Here is a 20,297-nt window from a genome sequence, read left to right on the forward strand (position 1 = left end):
CGGCGCCGGAGGGGAGGCCGGCGCCGGGCCCCAGCAACAGGGATCTCACCATGACACGCGGAAAGGCCGTAGAAGTCTTCAACGTCTCGAAACGCTTCGGCGACTACCAGGCGCTCGACCACGTCGATTTCACCATCCAGGAGAACGAGTTCTTCACCCTGCTTGGCCCCTCGGGCTGCGGCAAGACAACGCTGCTGCGGATGATCGCCGGCTTCGAGACGCCCTCCGAGGGTGCCATCGTGCTGTTTGGGCAGGAGATCGACCGCCTGCCCGCGCACAAGCGGCACGTGAACACGGTGTTCCAGAGCTACGCGCTCTTTCCGCACATGACGCTGGCGCAGAACATCGCCTTCGGGCTGGAGAACCTCGGCTGGGACAAGCCGCGCCGCGAGGTCCGCGTCGCCGAGATGCTCGAGCTGGTACATATGACCGCCTTCGCCAGCCGCCGCCCCGACCAGCTCTCGGGCGGTCAGCGCCAGCGCATCGCGCTGGCACGCGCGCTCGCCCCCGAGCCCAAGGTGCTGCTGCTCGACGAGCCGCTTTCGGCGCTCGACCTGAAGCTGCGGCAAGCCATGCGGGATGAGTTGCGCGCGCTTCAGCGCCAGACCGGCATCACCTTCATCTTCGTCACCCACGACCAGAAAGAGGCGCTCGACATGTCCGACCGCATCTGCGTGCTGGGCCAGGGTCGGGTGCAGCAGATCGGCACCCCCGCCGAGATCTACGAGGAGCCGGAGAACCGTTTCGTCGCCGACTTCATCGGCGAGACCAACTTCCTCGACGCCGAGGTGATCGCGCTCGACGGTGCCCGCGCCCGCATCCGCACCCCGCTGGGGCTGGAGTTCGACGCGGCGCAGAAGGGTCTGTCCGGCCCGGGCCCGGCGACCCTGTCGCTGCGCCCCGAGAAGATCGGCCTGCAGGAGCAGGCCACGGGCAACGTGCTGACCGGCACCATCCGGTCGCGCAACTACATGGGCGGCTACACGCATTTCGTCGTCGAGACCGGCGGTGCCTCGCTGCGCGTCTCGCGCCGCAACGCGGTCAGCCAGGCGGAAAGCTACGCCGTCGGGCAGGAAGTCCGGCTCGGCTTCCGCGACGAGTCGGTCCGGGTTCTGGCGCGATGAGGGGCGCGCGCATCTGGGGGCTTGTCCCTGCCTGGGTGCTGATGCTGGCGACGCTGATGGTGCCGCTGCTGATCGTCGCTGCCGTTTCAGTGGCCGAGCGCGGCTCCTACGGCGGCTTTGCCTGGGATTTCAATCCGCTGTCCTACCGCGAGATCCTGTTCAGCGAGGATTGGGACGGCAACCTGGTCTTCGACCCGAAGTACCTGGCGATCATCGGGCGCACCCTGCTCTTGGCCGGGGCCACCACGCTGATCTGCATGGCGCTGGCGCTGCCCGTGGCCTACGTGATCGCCACCCGCCCGCCGAAGACCAAGGCGCTGCTGATCTACCTCGTGACCCTGCCCTTCTGGGTGTCGATGATCGTGCGCGTCTACGCCTGGCTGATCATCCTCGGGAGCGAGGGCTTCGTCGGCCGCTTCTGGCACTGGATCGGCGGCGAGGGCACATTGCTCTTCACTCCCGGCGCGATGCTGGTCGGCATGGTCTACAGCTACATCCCGCTGATGGTGCTGCCGGTCTTCGCCGCGATCGAGAAGCTTGACCCGGCGCTGCTCGAGGCGGGCGCCGACCTCTACGGCAGCCGCTGGACCACGGCGCGCCGGGTGATCCTGCCGCTGACATGGCCCGGCCTCGCCGCCGGGGCGGTGCTGGTCTTCGTGCCGGCGCTCGGCACGGTGCTGGAGCCGATGCTGCTCGGCGGCGGCAAGCAGATGATGATGGGCACGCTGATCCAGACCCAGTTCGGCGGCGCGCGCAACTGGCCCTTCGGGGCGGCTGTGGCGCTTGTCCTGATGGCGATGGTGGTCATCGTTCTGGTGATCAACGCGCGCAGGTCGATACGCAAGGAGGCCCGCGCATGAGCACCGCACACAACGTTCGACATTACCCCGGCGCAGGGCTTGTCACCTGGGTCTTCTTCCTCTGGCTCTATGCCCCCATCGCCGTGGTGATCTGGCTCTCGTTCAACGAGAACCGCCTTGTCTCGGTCTGGACCGGCTTTTCCATGAAATGGTACGAGGCCGCGCTGTCGAACCGCGCGCTGCTCGATGCGCTGCGCGTGTCGCTGACCGTCGCCGTGGTCGCCACCACCATCGCCACGCTGGTCGCGCTTTCGGCCGCGATGGTCCTCAGCCGCAACGAGACGATGCGCTTCCGCCGCCTGTCAGAGACGGTGGTCAACCTGCCGCTGCTGCTGCCCGAGATCGTCGTTGCCGTGGCCTCGCTGATCCTCTTCTCGCAGCTGGGCTTTTCCAACGGCATGGCGCGGCTGATCGTGGCGCATTCGGCCTTCTGCACGCCGTTTGCCTTCCTGCCGATCCGCGCCCGGATGCAGGGCATGAGCCGCGACTACGAGGAGGCCGCCAAGGACCTCTACGCCGCGCCCTTCACCGCCTTCCGCCGGGTGACGCTGCCGCTGATCCTGCCCGGCGTCTTCGCCGGGGCGATGCTGGCCTTCGTGATCTCGATGGACGATTTCATCACCTCGAACCTGCTCGCCACCGGCGGCACCACCACGCTGCCGGTCTACATCTTCGGCCTGATCAAGCAGGGCACCACGCCCGAGCTCAACGCGATCTCGACGCTGCTGATCTTCGCCTCGCTCATCATCGCGACCTTCGCGCTGGTCCTCTCGGCCCGGTCGATGCGGCGCGGCTGATACCACCGAACAAAAAACCAACAGGAGAGACATCCATGAACCTCAAGACCATGCTTGGCGCGGCCACCGCCATCGCGCTGGCCCTGCCCGCCTACGCAGAGGGCACGCTCAACCTCTACACATGGTCCGACTCCATCGCCCCCGAGCTGATCGAGAAGTTCGAGGCGCAGACCGGCACGACCATCAACACCGATGGCTTCCAGTCCAACGAGGACGCGCTGACCAAGCTGCAGGCGGGCTCGTCGGGCTATGACATCGTCACCCCCTCGCAGCACTTCGTGAAGATCGTGATCGACGAGGGGCTGCTCGAGGACATCGGTGCCAAGGACCTCGCCGCCTACGCGCAGGTGGACGACAAGTGGAAGGGCCAGTGGTGGGATCCCGAGAACGCCTACTCGATCCCCCTCGCCTACGGCACCGCCGGCTTTGCCGTGAACCGCGACGTCTATGAAGGCCCGGTCGACAGCTGGGAGGTCTACTTCACCCCGCCAGCCGACCTGAAGGGCAAGGTCGCCTCGCTGTCCTACCCGGACGAGGTCGTGGGGGCTGCGCAGCTCTACCTCGGCGTGCCCTTCTGCTCCGAGGACAAGGCCGAGATGAAGAAGGTCTACGACCTGCTCATGGCGCAGAAGCCCGACGTGGCGGCCTACAGCTCGGACAACATCGAGAACCGCCTCGGCACCGCCGAGGTCGGCGCGCACTTCTGGTGGGACGGCAACGTGCTGAAGACCCGCAACGACGGCGCGAACATCGTCTACGCCGAGCCCAAGGAAGGCCTCGTCGGCTGGCTCGACAGCTTCGTGGTGCCGAAGGGCGCGGCCAACGTCGAGGGCGCGAAGCAGTTCATCGACTTCATGTCGGAGGAAGAGAATGCGACCATTCAGTACAACTACTACGCGCATTCCTCGCCGGTGAAGCTGGACCTGACCAAGGCCAAGTACACCCCCGAGAACGCCCCCGAGCTCTTCCCGACCGTGCCGGTCGAATTCTCCAAGGCCTGCTCACCCGCCGCGCAGGATCTGGTGACCAAGGTCTGGACCGACCTGCTGCGGTAAGCGCAGCGCCCGCAAGTTCCCCGCCCGGCCGGACCCGCTCTGGCCGGGCGCCTCCCATTGATCGAAAGACCCGATGCCATGCCCCGGACCAGCCCCCAGACGATCGAGATCCACAACGCCCGCGACATCTACAGCCAGCAGCCGGTCTCGCTGCGGCTGAAGGACGGGGTGATCGACTGGATCGGCACGCCGGGTGACATGCCCGACGCTACCGGCAACGCGCGGCGCATCGAGGCCGACGGCCTCTGGGTCTCGCCTGGCCTCTGCGACAGCCACCTGCACCTTTTCACCGGCGGCATCACCCTCACCCAGCTGAACCTCTTCGGCCTCGACAACCGTGCGGACTTTGCCACCGCGCTTGGCGACTACCGCAAGGGCCGCGAGGACGACCCGCTGCTCTGCGCCATCTCGGCCAACTACGAGATCCTCGGCCCCGGCACCCGCCCCGACCGCCACGCGCTCGACGCGCTGCTGCCGGACCAGCCGCTGGTGATCTACGCCGTCGATCTGCACACCTCCTGGGCCAACACCGCCGCGCTCGCCGCCGCCGGGCTGATGGACCACGTTCCCGAGGTGAAGAACGCCGAGATCGTGCTCGGGCCGGATGGCAAGCCCAATGGCGAGCTGCGCGAGGGCAACGCGATGCGCCTCGTCGGCAAGCTCTCGGCCAACGGCGGGCGCGACAATGCCGCCATGGCCGGTGACGAGCCCGGCCCGGTGACCGAGGCCGAGCGCGCCGCCGACAAGGCCGCGCTCGCCGCCGCCCTGCAGGCCTGCGCCGCCTATGGCATCACCACCGGCGTCAACATGGACGGCAACCTCTATCAGGCCGAGCTGCTGTCGGAGATGGAGCGCGACGGCGAACTGCCGACCCGCGTCTCGCTGGCCATGCGCCTGTCGCCTGCACATGACGCGGCGCGCATCGCCGAGCTGATCGAGGCCGCCACCCGGCAGGGCTCGGACAAGCTGTCCTTCGGCCGCATCAAGATGTTCCTCGACGGCGTCTTCGACACATGGACGGCATATCGCACCGACGACTACCCTGACCGCGCCGGCTTCCGCAGCGAACCGCTCTTTACCCCCGAGCGGTTCGAGGCGATCTGCAAGGCCGCCGACGCGAAGGGTCTGCAAATCCAGGTGCATTGCGTCGGCGATGCGGCGGTGAAGACCGCGCTCGACGGCTACGAGGCGGCGCGCGCCGCCAATGGCCCGCGCGATGCGCGCCACCGGGTCGAGCATATCGACATGCTGCACCCGGACGATCTGGCCCGTTTCGCCGCGCTCGACGTGGTCGCCTCGATGCAGCCGGTGCACCCGCCGGGCTCCAGCGGCCTGCCGCTCGAGCCGACCGTCTCGATCATGGGCCGCGACCGCTGGAAGGACACCTTCCCCTGGAAGGCCCTAAGGGACGCTGGTGCCAGGCTCGCCTTCGGCACCGACTGGCCGACCGCGCCGCTCTCGCCGTTCAACGCCATCCATTCGGCGCTGGCGCGCCAGCCCTGGGCCGAGGATGTCCCCGACCAGCGCCTCCCCTTCGAGGCGGTGATCGACGCCTATACCTCGGGCGGCGCTTACGCGCTCTTTGCCGAGGCGTCGCGCGGAAAGCTGGAGGCGGGCATGGCGGCGGATGTGGTGCTGCTGGAGGGCGATCCCCGCGACCTGCTCGGCAGCGACAGGGCCTGCCGCGCCCATACCACCGTCTGCGACGGGCAGATCGTCTACGAGGCAGAGGCATGATGCCGCCCCGCGTCGAAGAGCTGCTCGCCCGGCTCGTCGCCTTCCCCACGGTTTCGGCCAGATCAAACCTCGCGCTGATCGACTGGGTGCAGGAATTTCTGAAAGACGCGGGGTTCTCCGTCATTCGGATCGCCGCAGGGGACGCGCCCAAGGCCGGGCTGCTGGCGAAGTTCGGCGCGGGAGACGGCGGCACGCTGCTCTCGGCCCACAGCGACGTGGTGCCGACCGAGGGGCAGCAGTGGTCCGTCGATCCCTTTGCCCTCACCCCGCGCGGCGACCGGCTGCACGGGCGCGGCACCACGGACATGAAGGGCTTCGTCGCCTGCGTGCTCGCATTGGCGGAGAGCTTCCGCGACACTCCCCCGGCGCGCCCGGTCAGCATCGCGCTCAGCTGGGACGAGGAAGTGGGCTGCCGCGGCATCCCGCAGATGATCGACCACGTCATCCCGGTGCTCGGCAAACCCGACCTCTGCGTCGTCGGCGAGCCGACCCTGATGCGCCTCGCCGTGGGACACAAGGGCAAGGCCAGCTACCGCGCCAGCTGCCACGGCGAGCCCGGCCATTCCGCCATGGCGCCGCGCTTCACCAACGCGCTGCACCTCGCCGCCGATCTGATCACCGCGTTGCGCAGGGAATAGGCGCGTCTGCTCGCCGAGGGAGCCCAGGACGTCGCCTATGACATTGCCTGCTCGACGGTACACGCCGGCAGGATGCAGGGCGGCGTCGCGCTGAACATCGTGCCCGAGCGCGCCGAGGTCGATTTCGAGATCCGCCACCTCGCGGTGGAAGCGCCGCAAGACATCCTTCGGCGCATCCGCGCCGGACTGCCCGAGGGTATCGGGATCGCGGAGGTCAGCGCCTATCCCGGCCTCGACGCCGACCCGGCCCGGCCCGCGATCCGACGCCTTGCCGCGCTGCTGCCCGAGCCCGCGCCGGTCAAGGTGTCCTACGGCACCGAGGCAGGCTTCTTCGCCGCGCTCGACATTGCCACCGTGGTCTGCGGGCCGGGCACCATGGACGACGGCCATCAGCCCGACGAGTCGATCGCGCGCGACCAGCTCGCGCTCTGCTCCGATGTCCTGGCCCGCCTGGTCCGCAGCTGACCGCCCCGCGCGCGCAGGAAAAGGGCCGGTCACGGACCTCCGCGACCGGCCCTATCTTCTAGGCCGAAATATCCCAGGGGTGAATTCGCCGCAGGCGAAGAGGGGGCAGCGCCCCCTCGCGCCTTCAGGCCTTCGCCACCACGCCGTAGATCTGCGCGATGCGCTCGACCGCGGCCTCGGGCGACAGCTCCTCGCTCTCGCCGGTGCGGCGCGAGGTCAGCTCGACCACGCCGTTCTTCAGCCCGCGCGGACCGACGGTGATGCGCCACGGCAGGCCGATCAGGTCCATCGTGGCGAACTTGCCACCCGCGCGCTCGTTGCGGTCGTCGTAGAGCGGCTCCAGCCCCAGCGCGGTGAGCGACTTGTAGAGCGCCTCGCAGGCCGCATCGGCCTCGTCGTCGCCCTGCTTGAGGTTGACGATGCCGCAATGGAACGGGGTGACGCCCTCGGGCCAGATGATGCCCTTGTCGTCGTGGCTGGCCTCGATGATCGCGCCCAGCAGGCGCGACACGCCGATGCCGTGCGAGCCCATGTGCACCGGCACCTTGTTGCCCTCGTTGTCGACGACGGTGGCGCCCATCGGCTCCGAGTACTTGGTGCCGAAGTAGAAGATCTGGCCGACCTCGATGCCGCGCGCGGTGCGGCGGCGCTCCTCGGGGACCTCGGCAAAGACCGCCTCGTCGTGGGTCTCGTCGGTGCGGGCGTAGCGCGAGGTGAACTCCTCGAGCACCGCCTGGCACTGCTCGACCGAGTCGTAGTCGATTTCGCGGTCGCCGAACTTCAGCTCGGTGATCTGGCTGTCATAGAACACCTCGGATTCGCCGGTCTCCGCCAGCACGAGGAACTCGTGGGTGTCGTCGCCGCCGATCGGGCCGCTGTCCGCGCGCATCGGGATCGCCTGCAGGCCCATGCGCTCGTAGGTGCGCAGGTAGCTGACGAGGTGACGGTTGTAGGCGTGCAGCGCGTCTTCCTTCGTGAGGTCGAAGTTGTAGCCGTCCTTCATGTAGAACTCGCGGCCACGCATCACGCCGAAGCGCGGGCGGATCTCGTCGCGGAACTTCCACTGGATCTGGTAGAGCGTCAGCGGCAGGTCCTTGTAGCTGCCGACGTGGCTGCGGAAGATGTCGGTGATCAGCTCTTCGGCGGTGGGGGTGAACAGCATGTCGCGATCGTGGCGGTCACGGATGCGCAGCATCTCCTCGCCGTAATCGTCGTAACGGCCGGACTCGCGCCACAGGTCCGCCGACTGGATGGTCGGCATCAGCATCGGGATATGGCCCGCGCGCTTCTGCTCCTCGTGGATGATGTCCTCGATCTTGCGCAGCACCTTGAAGCCGAGCGGCAGCCAGGAATAGATCCCGGCGCTCGATTGCTTGATCATGCCGGCGCGCAGCATGTAGCGGTGCGAGACGATCTGCGCCTCGGACGGCGTTTCTTTCAGAACGGGCAGGAAATAACGGCTCAGACGCATGCGGGCCTCCCGGAAATTGGCGTTTCGACCGGGTTAGGCGAAGGGCGCGCCAAGGGCAAGTGCCCAGCGCGGAGACCCTGTCGGAGCCGGCACGGAAGTCCTGCGGTGCGGCACAGCGGCGGGGCGGCGCAACGCGGTCGGTCGGGGGGATCGGTCCGGGCGCTCAGGCGAGGGCGGAATGGGCGTGGGAGGTGAGGATCAGAAACAGCGGCAGGAGGAGAAAGACCCAGATAAAAAGACCGCGCAGCATGGCCGCTCCTTCACAATCAGACAGAATATTCGTCACTCAAATTCAACGCCGGTCAGTTTGCACCGCCCGGGCCCGCCAATCCAGCACGGAATCGGCGCAAGAGTGTCTCGGACTTGAAAACAAAGGGCGAAGCGGCGATGTAGGTCTGACGCAAGGAGAAGGATTCCCATGGCGCTGCCGGTCCGCGATCAGATGAAGTACTGGGGCGTGGCGGCCGTCGTCTTCGCCGTGGTGCTTTGGTACCTCGGCAATGTGCTGTTGCCGTTCATCCTTGGCGGGGCGATCGCCTATTTCCTCGACCCGGTTGCCGACCGGCTGGAGCGCATGGGGCTGAGCCGCGCCATGGCGACGATGGTGATCACGCTCGCGGCGATCCTGATCTTCGTCATCCTCGCGCTGGCGGTGGTGCCCGCGCTGGTGCGCCAGGCGGCCGACCTGATCGAGACCGCACCGAAGCTCTTCCAGGACCTGCGCGACTTTCTCGGCACGCATTTCCCGACGCTGGTCGACGAGGGCAGCCCGATGCGCGAGGCGCTGGCCTCGATCGGCGACACCGTCAAGGAGCGCGGTGCCGAGCTGCTGAACACCGCGCTCAGCTCGGCCATGTCGGTGATCAACATCCTGATGCTCTTCGTCATCGTGCCTGTGGTGGCGGTCTACCTGCTGCTCGACTGGGACCGGATGGTGGCGCGCATCGACGAGCTTCTGCCGCGCGACCATGTCTCGGTGATCCGCCAGATCGCCCGCGAGATCGACGCCACGCTCGCCGGCTTCGTGCGCGGCATGGGCTCGGTCTGCCTGATCCTCGGCTGCTACTACGCCATCGCGCTGGCACTGGTCGGGCTGAACTTCGGCCTCGTGGTCGGGGTGATCGCCGGGCTGCTGACCTTCATCCCCTACGTCGGCGCGATCATCGGCGGCGCGCTGGCCATCGGCCTGGCGCTGTTCCAGTTCTGGGGCGAATGGTACTGGATCGCCGCGGTGGCGGGGATCTTCTTCCTCGGCCAGTTCCTCGAGGGCAATTTCCTGACGCCGAAACTGGTCGGAAGCTCGATCGGCCTGCACCCGGTGTGGCTGATCCTCGCGTTGTCCGTCTTCGGCACGCTCTTCGGCTTCGTCGGCATGCTGGTGGCGGTGCCGCTGGCGGCGGCGCTGGGGGTGATCATGCGTTTCGTGATCACCCAGTACAAGGACAGCCGCCTCTACCGCGGGCTCGAGACCGACGGCTACGTCACGGGCCAAGCGGCCCCCGAGCACCTGGCGACGGGTCCGGAGACCCGATGATCATGGCACGGCAGCTGCCTCTGCCCCTGCCGGTCCGCGCGGCGCTGGGGCGTGAGGACTATTTCGTCAGCTCCTCCAACAGCCTCGCCGTGGCGCTGCTCGACGGCTGGCAGGGCTGGCCGGCGGGCAAGCTGCTGCTGGTCGGCCCCGCCGGATCGGGCAAGACCCATCTGGCGCACGTCTGGGCAGCCGAGAGCGGCGCGACGATCCTGCCCGCCACCGCCCTGCCCGGCCTGCCCATCCCCGAAATCGCCGCCGGGCCGGCCTGCATCGAGAACGTGCCGCGGATCGCCGGCAACCGCCCCGCCGAAGAGGCCCTCTTCCACCTGCACAACCTCGCGCTGGCGCAGGGCCAGCCGCTGCTGCTGAGCGCCGAGACCGCGCCGCGCCGCTGGCCGCTGAGCCTGCCGGACCTGAAGTCGCGCATGGAGGCCACGCAGACCGCAACCCTGCGCGAGCCCGACGACGCGCTGCTCGCCGCGGTGCTGGCCAAGCTGCTGGCCGACCGCCACTGCATCCCGGCACCGGACGTGATCCCCTACCTGCTGCGCCAGATGCCGCGCAGCTTCGCCATGGCGCAGCGCGTCGCCGCCGAGCTCGACGCCCGCGCCCTCGGGCGGGCCAAGGGGATCACCCGCGCGCTCGCCCGCGAGGTCTTGCTCTCGCTCGAGCGCCGCGGCTAGAGAGCCTTGCGCGCCCGGTCCGGGTCGGCCATCCTTGCCCTTTCATCAAGCTGTTGCAATTCGTGACGCATATGCCCCCCATGACACTCGCCGATTTTCTCAAAGCCCCGATCCCCGAACCCCAGGACTTGCCCGACATCGACCTGTCGGGTCCCGGCCGTTTCTTCAACCGCGAGCTCAGCTGGCTCGGCTTCAACTGGCGGGTGCTGGAAGAGGCCGAGAACACCAAGGTTCCGCTGCTCGAGCGGCTGCGCTTCCTGTCGATCTCGGCCACCAACCTCGACGAGTTCTACACCGTGCGCGTCGCCGGCCTGCGCGAGCTTGCGCACGCGGGCAACACCACCCCCGCCGCCGACGGCCTCAGCCCGGCCGAGCAGCTGGTGCTGATCGACGAGGACGCGCGCCAGCTCATGGCGCATCAGCAGAAGGTGCTGGGCGCGCTGCAGCTCGAACTCGAGGCTGCGGGCATCAGCCTCGTGCTGCGCGACGACCTGCTGCCCGAGGACCTGGAGTACCTGCAACGGCAGTTCCTCGAACAGGTTTTCCCGGTGCTCTCGCCGCTGGCCATCGACCCGGCGCATCCCTTCCCCTTCATCGCCAACATGGGCTACTGCCTCGCGCTGGAACTCGAGCGCAAGCGCGACCGGCGCACCCGGCAGGCGCTGCTGCCGATCCCGCATCAGATCGCCCGCTTCATCGCCCTGCCCGCCGGCGAGGGCCAAAAGCGGTTCATCTTCCTCGAGGACGTGCTGCTGCTGCACATCGAAAGCCTGTTCCCCGGCTACCGGGTGAAGGATCAGTTCGGGTTCCGCGTGCTGCGCGACAGCGACATCGAGGTCGAGGAAGAGGCCGAGGACCTGGTGCGCGAGTTCGAGGTCGCGCTGAAGCGCCGCCGCCGCGGCGAGGTGGTGCGGCTGACCATCACCGCCGGCGCGCCCAAGCAGCTGCGCAGCATCGTCATGCGCGAGCTGCTGGTCGGCGAGGACGAGGTGATCGAGCTCGACGGGATGATCGGCATGGCCGACCTCAAGGAGCTGGTGCTCGACGACCGGCCCGACCTGCTCTGGCCCACCTTCACCCCGCGCGTGCCCGAGCGGGTGCAGGACCACGAAGGCAACATGTTCGAGGCGATCAAGCAAAAGGACATGCTGCTGCACCACCCCTACGAGACCTTCGACATGGTGGTGCGCTTCCTCAACCAGGCGGCGCTCGACCCCGACGTGGTGGCGATCAAGCAGACGCTCTACCGCACCTCGCGCAACTCGCCGATCGTTGAAGCGCTCTGCGAGGCGGCCGAGGACGGCAAGTCGGTCACCGCGCTGGTCGAACTGAAGGCGCGCTTCGACGAGGCCGCCAACATCCGCCAGTCGCGGCGGCTCGAACGGTCCGGTGCCCACGTTGTCTACGGCTTCCTCGACTGGAAGACCCACGCCAAGATCTCGAGCGTGGTGCGCCGCGAGGGCGACAGGCTGGTGACCTACACCCACTGGGGGACCGGCAACTACCACCCGATCACCGCAAAGATCTACACCGACCTGAGCTTCTTCACCTGCGACGCGGCACTCGGCCGGGACGCCTCGAAGATCTTCAACTACCTGTCGGGCTACGCCATGCCCGAGGGGCTGGAGAACCTGGTGATCTCGCCGCACACGCTGAAGCCGCGGATGCTCGAGCTGATCGAGGCCGAGGCCGAGCACGCCCGCCAGGGCCGCCCGGCGCAGATCTGGCTGAAGATGAACTCGCTGATCGAGCCCGACATGATCGACGCGCTTTACGCCGCCAGCCAGGCCGGGGTGAAGATCGACTGCGTCATCCGCGGCATCTGCGGGTTGCGTCCCGGCGTGAAGGGCCTGTCGGAAACCATCCGGGTGAAAAGCATCGTCGGCCGCTTCCTCGAGCATTCGCGCATCGCCTGCTTCGGCAATGGCCACGGGCTGCCGCACAGCAAGGCGCGGGTGCTGATCTCCTCGGCGGACTGGATGGGGCGCAACCTCAACCGCCGCATCGAGACCGGGGTCGAGATCATGAACCCCACGGTGAAGGCGCAGATCGTCAGCCAGATCATGGCGGCGAACCTCGCCGACACGGCGCAGAGCTGGGTGATGGAACCCTCGGGCAAGTTCACCCGCCACGCGGTGCCGGAGGGCGCGTTCTCGTTCAACTGCCACCGGTTCTTCATGGAAAACCCCTCGCTCTCGGGGCGCGGCTCGGCCGGGGCCAAGGACGTCCCCAAGCTGACCCACGCCGGCGACTGAGGCCGCGCCGCCAGCGGCGCGAGAATTTCCGGAGAGACGAAGGGGCGTGCACCGCCGCCTCTTCTCTTTCCAAATACGCCGGGGGAGCGGCACGCAGGTGCCGCGGGGGCGGAGCCCCCGGGCGCGGCTCCCTCCCGCCAGAGATGCCCTAACCCCTTTTGCGCCCTGCCCACCCCGTGCTAGAGGAAGGGGCGAGACCAATGCCGGAGGAGCAGATGGACGGTAACGGCGACTCCAGCCAGGGCGATTCCGGCCTTTTCGGGCGGCCGCTTTTCGAGGATCCCCGCGCAAGGCGCCTGTCCAAGGTCGGCGTGGTGGACATCGGCTCCAACTCGGTGCGCCTCGTGGTCTTCGACGGCGCAGCGCGCAGCCCGGCCTATTTCTACAACGAGAAGATCATGTGCGGCCTCGGCGCCGGCATGTCCGAGACCGGGCGCCTCAACCCCGAGGGCAAGGACCGGGCGCTGGCCGCGCTCAAACGCTTCCAGACGCTGGCGCGCGGCATGGAGCTGCCGCCGCTCACCGCCGTCGCCACCGCCGCCATGCGCGAGGCCGAGGACGGCCCCGCCTTCCGCGCCGAGATCGAAGAGGCGACCGGGCTGAAAATCTGGGTGATCGACGGCGACGAAGAGGCGCGGCTGTCTGCCCAGGGCGTGCTGCTCGGCTGGCCGGGCGCCAACGGGCTGGTCAGCGACATCGGCGGCTCGTCCATGGAACTCGCCGAGATCCGCGGCGGGCAGATCGGCAAACGCGCCACCTCGGCGCTGGGGCCGTTGAAATTCAAGGATCTCGAGGGCGGCAAGAAGGCCCGCGAGAAATACGTCGCCAAGGCGATCGAGGCGCTGGCCGAGCGCATGGGCACCGAGCCCGCGCCGCTGTTTCTCGTCGGGGGGTCCTGGCGTGCCATCGCGCGCATCGACATGGAGCGCCTCGGCTACCCGCTGCATGTGCTGCACGAATACCGCATGACCCCGGAGTCGGCGCAGGAGACGCTGAAGTTCATCGAGGACGCCGACCTCGACGCGCTGCGCGGCGCTTGCGGCATCTCCTCGGCGCGGATGAGCCTCGTGCCCTATGCCGCCGAGGTGCTGGCCGAGCTGCTGCGGGTGTTCCAGCCCAGCGGCATCGCCATCTCCAGCTACGGCATCCGCGAGGGGCTGCTCTACGAGCAGATGCCGCAGATGCTGCGCGACCGCGACCCGCTGATCGAGGCCTGCCGCTTTGCCGAGGCCAAGGACGCGCGCCTGCCCGGCTTCGGCAAGAAGCTCTTCCGCTTCGTGCTGCCGCTGTTCCCCGGCGCGACGGACGCCTCGCTGCGCATCGTCAAGGCCGCCTGCCTGCTGCATGACGTGAGCTGGCGGGCCCACCCCGACTACCGCGCCGAGACCTGCTTCGACAACGCCACCCGCGCCAACCTCGGCGGACTGGATCACCCCGAGCGGGTCTATCTCGGCCTTGCGCTGCTGCACCGCTACCGCAACAAGCGCGAGGGCACGCGGTTCGAGGATTTCTATACGCTGCTCGACAAGGCGCGCACGCAGGAGGCAGAGATCCTCGGCAAGGCGATGCGCTTCGGCTCGATGCTGTGGATGTCCGATGTCAGCAAGGAAGACGGCGCGCAGTTCGACTGGGACCCCGAGCAGCTTCGGCTCCGCCTGCACCTGACCGAGGAAGCCGCCGCGCTCTACGGCGAAGTCGCCGAGGCGCGGCTCGTGTCGCTGGCGAAGGCGCTCGCTGCCAAGTTGCTCGTGGTGGACATCGACGGCGAGGCACCGCGCGAGCTGCTCTGACTCACAGCTCGACTTCGCCGCCCGGCCCGGTTTCTGGCCCCGCGTCCGGCCCAGAGTCGGGCCCCGTGTCGGGCAGCATCCTGTCCTCGCCCGGCGCGTCGGGACCGAGTTTCTCGCGGCGGCGGATGAGGATGTCGCCGTTGGGCAGCATCTCGGGTGCCTCGTAGAGCGTCCAGTCCTCGATCTGCTCGGAGAGCTGCGCCATGGCCGGCCCCATTTCCTGCACGAAGCTCTGCAGGGCCGGACCCATTTTGTCCGCCAGTCCGCGCAGGTCCTGAAGCGCCGGGTCCAACTCGTCGCGCAGGCCGCGCAGGAACATGTCCGCGCCCCGCTCCATCAGGCTCGGGCCGCTGTCGGGTGTCTCCTCCGGGGTCTCGGCCTGCTGCGCGAAGGCAGGAGCGTAGAGCGGCGCGGCCAGCAGGCACGCCACGAGGAAATGCTTCGGGGCAAAGGGAAAAATCCGGATCATGGCGGCACTATAGGCGGCTTGGCCGAGTCGCGACAGCGAAACCCGGAGCCGACGTTCAGACGGCGAGATCCAGCGTGACCGGGAAATGATCGGAGGCGGTGAGCAGCGCGCTGCACAGGTCCGTCGCCTGCCAGCAATGGGCATCGTCGAATGGGTGCCAGATGCGCCAGCCCTGCGCCAGCTCGCGCAGATCGCGCGAGACCATGACGTAATCCAGCAGCGCCTGAAGGTAGCGCTTCTCGGGCTCGATGTAGAACCGCGCAGTGCTCGGTTGCGGCGTGAGCCGCCCGCGCAGCGCCTGCATCGCATGGGGATCGTAGAGCGCGCTGTCGCCCTTGCCCAAGATGACCTCGACCGAGCTGCGCCCGAACAGCGCCTCGTATTCATCAAGCCCCGGACCGTCATTGAGATCGCCCATCACGATCACGCTCTCGCCGTCCTCGAGCAGCGCATCGACCCGGCGGCGCAGCCAGATCGCCTGGGCGAGCTGCTTGCGGCGATTGGTGATCGAGGCCCGCATGACCTGGTCATGCCCCCGCGCCCCGTGCGGCGCCTTGGACTTCAGGTGCGCGCCGATCAGCCGGATGACCCGCCCCGAGGTGGTGGACAGCTCGACCTCGAGCGGCGGCTTGGAGAAGACCACGAGATCCTCCGTGTCATCGAAATCCAGGTCGATGCGCAGTTCGCGGTCGAACCGCGGCGCGTCCTGGGTGTCCCCCGGAACGTGGCGCACGCTCATCCGGTCGGGATCGTAAAGCAGCGCGATTTCCTGCTGGGTCTCGTTGACGAAGCCGACCAACACCTCGCGCGTCCGCAGGTCGAAGGAACGGGCGAAATTCTTCAGCGACCGGCGGGTGTCGCGGTGGGTGCCGGTGTCTGGCGCCTCGATGATCATCACCGCGTCCGCGTCCATCGCGGTGAACACCAGGCCAAGCGCCTCGGCCTGCTCGGCGCGGGTCACGTCGCGGCGGCCGGACCAATGGTCATCGATCAGCAGCTCGCCACGCTTGTTGAAGAGATCATCGAACCACTCGACGTTGTAGGTCGCCAGGCGCATCGCCTCAGACCTGTTCGCGGGCCGAGATCTCTTCCCATGCCTGGTTGATCGCGATGAGCCGACGCTCCGAGAGCTTGATCGCCTCTTCCGGAAGACCGCGGGCGCACATCACGTCGGGGTGGCTCTCTCGCACGAGCTGTCGCCAGTGCTTGCGGATTTCCTCCATCGGCATCTCGGGGTTCACCCCGAGCACGGTGAACGGATCGGGCGCGCAATCGGGCACGAAGCGCGCGCGCAGGGCGCGGAAGGCGGTGTCGGGCATCTCGAAGATCTCGGCGACCCGCTCAAGGAAGGCATTCTCGGCCGAGTGGTAGTTGCCGTCGGCCATGGCGATGTAGAAGAGCCCCTCCATCAGGTCCGAGAGCTGCTCCGCGTTGCCCTCGAACATGCGGCGGATGCGGCGCGCGTATTCCTCGAAACCGGCAACGTCCTGCCGGGCGAGGTTGAACACCCGCGCCGCCGCCGGTTCATCCTCGGGGGCGATGGTGAAGATCTCGCGGAACGCGGCGACCTCGTTGCGGGTCACCTGGCCATCCGCCTTGGCCATCTTGGCCGAGAGCGCGATGACCGCGATGGTGAAGGCGACGCTGCGCTCGGGCGGCTGGCGCAGGCGCTCGAAGACGGCCGTCAGCCCCTCGCCCTTGGCAAGGGCGGCGAGGGCTTCGGAGATGCGGGTCCAGATCGACATGTCGGCAGTTTACGCGGCCAAAGCGCAACTGTCAGTGCGACAATGAGAAGTCACGAAAAATTCTGTCCTGCGTCAGCGGTCTGTGAGCTTTGTGTGCCGCCCGTGCAGACGCCGCGGACGTCAGAGGAACTTCTGCATCAGCACCAGATCCATCCAGCGCCCGAACTTGAAGCCGACCTCGGGCAGCCGCGCGATCTCGGAAAAGCCGAGCGCCGCATGGAAGGCGATACCTGCCGAATTCTCGCCCGAGACCCCGGCAAAGAGGCTGTGCGCCCCCTGTGCACGCGCCTCGGCCATCAGCGCCATCATCAACGTCCGCCCGACGCCGCGTCCACGGGCCGCCGGCCCGAGGATCACCGTGTGTTCGAGCGTCCTGGCGTAGCCCGGCCCGCCGCGGAACTGGAAGAAGGTGGCAAAGCCGAGCACAAGCCCTTCCTCTTCGGCCACGAGAAAGGCCGGGCCGCGCGCGGCGAAATCCGCCGCCAGCCCCTCGGGGGTCTTGCGCAGGTTGGTGAAGGTGGCAGCGCTCTCGTCGATGATCGGATTCCAGATCGCCGCGACGGCGACGGCATCCGCCGCGGTCGCGGGACGGATGATCATTGCAGGATCCTTTGGCCCGAGGGCGTGGCGAAGCTGGCGCGCAGCGCGGGCTTGGCCTCGACCGCGAAATCGACCAGCGGGGTCGCCAGCGCCGGCCCGATCAGCGCCTTCAGCGCCTCTGCCTCCGGATGCGCCACGGTCAGGGCTTCGAGCCGCGTGCCGGCCCCGGCAAGCGACACCCCCGGCGGCACCGGGCTGATCCATTCGATCAGCGCCGGAAACAGGCCGTCAAAGGGCAGCTGCCCGTCGCGCGGGACCGAGATTTTCCAGCTGAGTGCCCCGCGCGTCACCGGCACCGCCTCGCCCGCCATGGGGAAGCGCGCCAGCGCCGCGTCGATGTCGGGCACCCGGCAGATCCACTTGTCGAGCCGCGCCGGCCCGGAGAAACCGTCGAGTCCGAACCAGCGCGCACGCCCCGGCGCAGGGGCCGAGGGATCGACGGCGATGGCCTCGAGGTACAGCTCGTCTTCCAACCCGATCAGGAAATTGTGGGTGCCGAAGTCGGGATGCGCCCCACCCGGCGAAAGCGGCTGCCCGAGTGCGCTTTCGGCATGGCTCACCGCCTCTGCCAGCGTCTCGCCAAGAACCGCCACGTGATCAAGTTCGAGCATCATCCCTCCGATGTGAGTGTATCCGCATCACGATAGCCGGGGGCACGGGGGGTGCAATGGCGAAATCGTCCTGTTTCGAGCGCGGCAACACGGTCGGAACGGTCTTGCAGTGGTCAATCCCGAACCGCCCCGCTAGGGTGCGCCCGAAGGCTGGCACCCACGACCGGCCCCGAGGCAAGGACAGACCCCGATGAAGACCCGCACCCTCCTGCTGATGCTCGCCGCAACGCTCGGACTCGCCGCTTGCGGCGTGCCCTTCGTTCCGTTCATCTAACGGCAGCCGGTCGGCCCACGCCGCAGGGCGTGAGCCGAGGCGCGGTCACTCCGCCGCGCGCGCCCCGATGAGGCCGAGGATCTCCTTGGCCGCCGAGGGGATGTTGGTGCCGGGCCCGAAGATCGCCTTCACCCCGGCCTTGTAGAGGAAGTCGTAATCCTGATGCGGGATCACCCCGCCGCAGATCACGATGATATCCTCGGCCCCCTGCTCCTTGAGCGCCTGCACCAGTTGCGGGGCAAGCGTCTTGTGGCCGGCGGCCTGCGACGAGATGCCCACGATGTGCACGTCGTTGTCGATGGCATCCTGCGCCGCCTCTTCCGGGGTCTGGAACAGCGGGCCGACGTCGACGTCGAAACCGATGTCGGCGAAGGCGGTGGCGATCACCTTGGCGCCGCGGTCATGCCCGTCCTGCCCCATCTTCACCACCAGCATCCGCGGGCGGCGGCCCTCGGTTTCGGCGAAGCGCTCCACGTCACGCTGGATCTGGGCAAAGCCCTCGTCACCCTCGTAGGCGGCGCCGTAGACCCCGGCGAGGGTTTTCACCTCGGCGCGGTGACGTCCGAATTCCTTTTCCATGGCCATGGAAATCTCTCCGACAGAGGCCCGCGCACGGGCGGCTTCGACCGCGGCTTCCAGCAGGTTGCCGCCCTCCTTCGCGCGCCGCGTGAGCTCGGCCAGCGCCGCGTCGCATGTCGCCTGATCACGGGTCGCGCGGACATGCTCCAGTCGGGCAACCTGGTTCTCGCGCACCTTGGCATTGTCGATGTCGAGGATGTCGATCGGGTCTTCCTTGTCCTTGCGGTACTTGTTGACCCCGACGATCACCTCTTCGCCGCGGTCGATCTGCGCCTGACGGCGCGCCGCGGTCTCTTCGATGCGCAGCTTGGGCATGCCCGAGGCGACGGCCTTTGTCATGCCGCCCATCTCTTCCACCTCCTCGATCAGCGCCCAGGCCTTCTCGATCAGCTCGTTGGTCAGGCTCTCGACGTAGTAGGAACCCGCCAGCGGATCGACCACCTTGGTCACCCCGGTCTCTTCCTGAAGGATGAGCTGGGTGTTGCGCGCGATCCGGGCCGAGAACTCGGTCGGCAGGGCGATTGCCTCGTCGAGCGCATTGGTGTGCAGCGACTGGGTGCCGCCCAGAACCGCCGACATCGCCTCGTAGGCGGTGCGGATGACGTTGTTGTAGGGGTCCTGCTCCTGCAACGAAACGCCCGAGGTCTGGCAATGGGTGCGCAGCATCTTCGAGCGTTCGGACTTGGCGCCGAACTCGGTCATGATGCGGTGCCAGAGCGTGCGCGCGGCGCGCAGCTTGGCGGCCTCCATGAAGAAGTTCATGCCGATGGCGAAGAAGAACGACAGCCGCCCGGCGAAGGTGTCGACGTCCATCCCGGCATTGATCGCCGCACGCACGTATTCCCGCCCGTCCGCCAGCGTGTAGGCCAGCTCCTGCACGAGGTTCGCGCCCGCCTCCTGCATGTGGTAGCCGGAGATCGAGATCGAGTTGAACTTCGGCATCTCGCTCGAGGTGTACTCGATGATGTCCGAGATGATCCGCATCGAGGGCTCGGGTGGGTAGATGTAGGTGTTGCGGACCATGAACTCCTTGAGGATGTCGTTCTGGATGGTCCCCGAGAGCACGGCGCGGTCGTGGCCCTGTTCCTCGCCCACGACGATGAAGCTGGCGAGGATCGGGATCACCGCGCCGTTCATCGTCATCGAGACGGAAATCTTGTCGAGCGGGATGCCGTCGAAGAGGATCTTCATGTCCTCGACGCTGTCGATCGCGACCCCCGCCTTGCCGACATCCCCCACGACGCGCGGGTGGTCGCTGTCATAACCGCGGTGCGTGGCCAGATCGAAGGCCACCGAGACCCCCTGCTGCCCCGCCGCCAGCGCCTTGCGGTAGAAGGCGTTGGACTCTTCAGCGGTCGAGAAGCCCGCGTATTGCCGGATGGTCCAGGGACGGCCCGCATACATCGTCGCCTTCACCCCGCGGGTGAAGGGGCCAAAGCCCGGCAGCGTGCCCATGTGCGGCAGATCCGCCGTGTCCTCGGCGGTGTAGAGCGGCTGCACCTCGATCCCTTCGAGCGTGTGCCAGGTGAGATCCTCCGGCGTCCGTCCGCGCAGTTCCTTCTCCGCGAGCTGGCGCCAATCGCCCTTCTTCACCGTCATCCTCTGGTCCT

General features: G+C 67.9%; 16 protein-coding genes and 1 pseudogene. 10 read left to right on the forward strand and 7 right to left on the reverse strand.

Features of this window, described 5'->3' with window-relative positions; translation table 11 throughout:
• Positions 1-50 precede the first annotated feature (50 nt).
• From IQ782_RS13210 to argE, 6 genes and pseudogenes are all read left to right on the forward strand, one after another.
• Positions 51-1,124, forward strand: a complete 1,074-nt coding sequence (locus tag IQ782_RS13210) for an ABC transporter ATP-binding protein (protein WP_194135120.1) — start codon at positions 51-53, stop codon at positions 1,122-1,124.
• Positions 1,121-1,984, forward strand: coding sequence for an ABC transporter permease (locus IQ782_RS13215; RefSeq protein ID WP_194135121.1), 864 nt, complete (start codon positions 1,121-1,123; stop codon positions 1,982-1,984). Before IQ782_RS13210 ends, IQ782_RS13215 begins: the two co-directional genes overlap by 4 nt.
• Positions 1,981-2,781 carry an ABC transporter permease gene (locus IQ782_RS13220; RefSeq protein ID WP_194135122.1) on the forward strand — a complete coding sequence of 267 codons (801 nt, stop codon included), beginning with the start codon at positions 1,981-1,983 and terminating at the stop codon, positions 2,779-2,781. The genes IQ782_RS13215 and IQ782_RS13220 overlap by 4 nt, the downstream gene beginning before the upstream one ends.
• Before the next feature lie 35 nt (positions 2,782-2,816).
• Positions 2,817-3,836: an extracellular solute-binding protein gene (locus IQ782_RS13225; RefSeq protein ID WP_240989278.1), complete on the forward strand. Its 1,020-nt coding sequence runs from the start codon at positions 2,817-2,819 to the stop codon at positions 3,834-3,836.
• Positions 3,837-3,914: 78 nt separating this feature from the next.
• Positions 3,915-5,573 (forward strand): amidohydrolase, encoded by a 1,659-nt coding sequence (locus IQ782_RS13230; protein WP_194135123.1) that lies wholly within the window; start codon positions 3,915-3,917, stop codon positions 5,571-5,573.
• Positions 5,573-6,676: pseudogene (gene argE, locus IQ782_RS13235) on the forward strand (acetylornithine deacetylase). Before IQ782_RS13230 ends, argE begins: the two are co-directional and overlap by 1 nt.
• 124 nt (positions 6,677-6,800) lie before the next feature.
• On the opposite strand, the gene proS reads toward argE, so the two are convergent.
• On the reverse strand, positions 6,801-8,147 hold the full coding sequence (gene proS / locus IQ782_RS13240; RefSeq protein WP_194135124.1) for a proline--tRNA ligase: 1,347 nt from the start codon (positions 8,145-8,147) through the stop codon (positions 6,801-6,803).
• 418 nt (positions 8,148-8,565) lie between these two features.
• Here proS and IQ782_RS13245 point away from each other — a divergent pair, with 418 nt between their 5' ends.
• The 4 genes from IQ782_RS13245 (at position 8,566) to IQ782_RS13260 (ending at position 14,409) form a co-directional block, all read left to right on the forward strand.
• A complete protein-coding gene (locus IQ782_RS13245; protein ID WP_194135125.1) occupies positions 8,566-9,681 on the forward strand; it encodes an AI-2E family transporter in 1,116 nt (371 codons plus the stop codon).
• 2 nt (positions 9,682-9,683) lie between these two features.
• A complete protein-coding gene (locus IQ782_RS13250; protein WP_194135292.1) occupies positions 9,684-10,364 on the forward strand; it encodes a P-loop NTPase family protein in 681 nt (226 codons plus the stop codon).
• Between the two features lie 80 nt (positions 10,365-10,444).
• Complete coding sequence (locus tag IQ782_RS13255) at positions 10,445-12,619, forward strand: RNA degradosome polyphosphate kinase (protein WP_194135126.1); 2,175 nt, start codon at positions 10,445-10,447, stop codon at positions 12,617-12,619.
• 215 nt (positions 12,620-12,834) lie between these two features.
• Positions 12,835-14,409, forward strand: coding sequence for a Ppx/GppA family phosphatase (locus tag IQ782_RS13260; RefSeq protein ID WP_194135127.1), 1,575 nt, complete (start codon positions 12,835-12,837; stop codon positions 14,407-14,409).
• Position 14,410: 1 nt separating this feature from the next.
• Here the strand turns inward: IQ782_RS13260 and IQ782_RS13265 are convergent, their stop codons facing one another.
• From IQ782_RS13265 to scpA, 6 genes are all read right to left on the reverse strand, one after another.
• Complete coding sequence (locus IQ782_RS13265; RefSeq protein WP_194135128.1) at positions 14,411-14,878, reverse strand: hypothetical protein; 468 nt, start codon at positions 14,876-14,878, stop codon at positions 14,411-14,413.
• 55 nt (positions 14,879-14,933) lie between these two features.
• Entirely contained in the window at positions 14,934-15,935 is a 1,002-nt protein-coding gene (locus IQ782_RS13270) for an endonuclease/exonuclease/phosphatase family protein (protein WP_194135129.1), read from the reverse strand.
• Positions 15,936-15,939: 4 nt separating this feature from the next.
• Positions 15,940-16,623, reverse strand: a complete 684-nt coding sequence (locus IQ782_RS13275) for a molecular chaperone DjiA (protein ID WP_194135130.1) — start codon at positions 16,621-16,623, stop codon at positions 15,940-15,942.
• Positions 16,624-16,743: 120 nt separating this feature from the next.
• The gene (locus IQ782_RS13280) at positions 16,744-17,223 is read right to left on the reverse strand and encodes a GNAT family N-acetyltransferase (protein ID WP_194135131.1); all 480 of its coding nucleotides are present in this window, start codon (positions 17,221-17,223) and stop codon (positions 16,744-16,746) included.
• Positions 17,220-17,834, reverse strand: coding sequence for a VOC family protein (locus IQ782_RS13285; protein WP_338092589.1), 615 nt, complete (start codon positions 17,832-17,834; stop codon positions 17,220-17,222). The genes IQ782_RS13280 and IQ782_RS13285 overlap by 4 nt, the downstream gene beginning before the upstream one ends.
• Before the next feature lie 319 nt (positions 17,835-18,153).
• Entirely contained in the window at positions 18,154-20,286 is a 2,133-nt protein-coding gene (gene scpA / locus IQ782_RS13290; protein WP_194135133.1) for a methylmalonyl-CoA mutase, read from the reverse strand.
• Positions 20,287-20,297: the final 11 nt, after the last annotated feature.

Source organism: Salipiger mangrovisoli, from assembly GCF_015223355.1.
In the GTDB taxonomy this organism is placed as follows: domain Bacteria; phylum Pseudomonadota; class Alphaproteobacteria; order Rhodobacterales; family Rhodobacteraceae; genus Salipiger; species Salipiger mangrovisoli.